The sequence below is a fragment of the Paenisporosarcina sp. P4_D4 genome (assembly GCF_056401835.1).
The window spans coordinates 1-1,685 of record NZ_JBFUIO010000264.1 but is presented as its reverse complement, the minus strand read 5'-3'; the positions used below and the strand labels follow the sequence as shown (position 1 = coordinate 1,685).

2 protein-coding genes are annotated in these 1,685 nt (G+C 38.4%); both read left to right on the top strand.

Translation table 11 applies throughout. The features are described from left to right. Positions 1–695 (top strand): bile acid:sodium symporter family protein (locus tag AC1DSL_RS17915; RefSeq protein WP_477533278.1); only part of this gene is annotated, 695 nt, incomplete at its 5' end. Positions 696–882: 187 nt separating this feature from the next. Continuing rightward, the coding region (locus AC1DSL_RS17910) for a PAS domain S-box protein (protein ID WP_477533277.1) at positions 883–1,685 on the top strand (803 nt) is incomplete at its 3' end.

The window sequence follows — 1,685 nt, the reverse complement described above, 5'->3', positions numbered from 1 at the left end:
GGATAGGTCATGTGGTGTTTAGTGGTGATATGTTTACCATAACTGGATTAGTGTTGTCGATGGCCATTCCAACTGGTATTTCGAGTGTTGTGTGGGTCGCTATTTATAAAGGCAATATAGCGCTGTCGCTATCAGTTATTTTGATTGATACATTGCTGTCACCGTTGATTGTACCCTTTACGATGTCGTTGTTGGTGGGTGGAAACATCGAAATGGATGTTATCAGTATGACCCAAGGATTGATTTTGATGATTGTGATTCCTTCGATTGTGGGGATGATGCTGAATCAACTGACGACCGGTGATAAGGTGAAGAGATTAAGTGATAGCCTTTCACCTTTTTCAAAAATTGGAATGGGTTTTGTTGTGATGTTGAATGGAGCGGTAGTTGCGCCGTATTTGCTTGACGTAAGCGGGAAGCTGATTGCCATAGCGGTCGTTGTATTTTTCATAGCGTGTAGCGGATATTTGATTTCCTTTTTCGCTGGAAAATTGTTTAAGCAGGATAAAGAGACTGTGATTGCGCTAATGTTTAATGGCGGCATGCGAAATATCAGTGCGGGTGCGGTACTCGCGATTTCATACTTCCCGGCAGCAGTTGCTGTGCCAGTTATCATGGGCATGCTTTTTCAACAGACATTGGCTTCGGTGTTTGGTTTAGTGACGGATCGTTACTTTAAGAGGATTGTTACGTAATAGGCATTTTGTCACTTATCCAACAAAACCTGAGATTTTTCCAACTAAGGATGGCCGTTTTCGAACGCTCATTTTTTGTGTTTAATTTCGCATTCTACCATATGAAGATATTTACAAAATTGCTAGAAAACATAGACTTTTGTCAGGTTGATGAATTATGATAATAGTCTATACATGATAGGGGTGAGTGGGTATATCAAAGCGATTTAAATGGCGAATATTAATTACATCTATTGCACTACTCCTAAATTTAATCGTCTTGGTTATTCCAGAAAACTTTTCGTGGTGGCGTCTGGCTACATTACCGGTTAATTTGTTTTTAGGGTGGGTAGTTGGGCTACAGATTGATAAGTATTTGCATTCGAAGAGAGAACTTGATTCGACGAAGAGTGTGTTGGTTGATTATACGTATGCATTGGATTCGTCGGTTGATGCGATTGGGATAACGAATGAAGAAGGAAACCATGAATTTGTCAATGAAGAAATGGCGAGATTGTATGGTTATCAAAAGGACGAGCTATTAACAACACATTGGGAAAAACTTTTTACACAAGAATCCATCGATTACTTTCATGAAACCCTCTTTTCTGAAGTTAAAAAAAATGGGTATGTCAGAAGTGAATTAACCGGACTTAAAAGTGATGGGTCCACGTTTCCTTTGGAAATCACGATGTCACTATTAAATGAAACTCAAAAAACACTCGTGATTATTCGAGATATAACAAAGAAAAAACAATACGAAGCCATGATGAAGTATAAAGCTGAACATAATGAATTGACTCATCTTTCAAATCGCCGCAAGTTGAATCAAGATCTAGAAATATTCAAAGAACAATCTTTAGAATCATCGTTGTTGTTTATTGATTTGGACCGATTTAAAATAATCAACGATACAATGGGCCGCGAAGTGGGAGATAAATTACTGATTGAGGTAGCGGAACGATTGAGTTTCTTCAGTAATCATATGATTAAGACGTATCACTTAGGTGG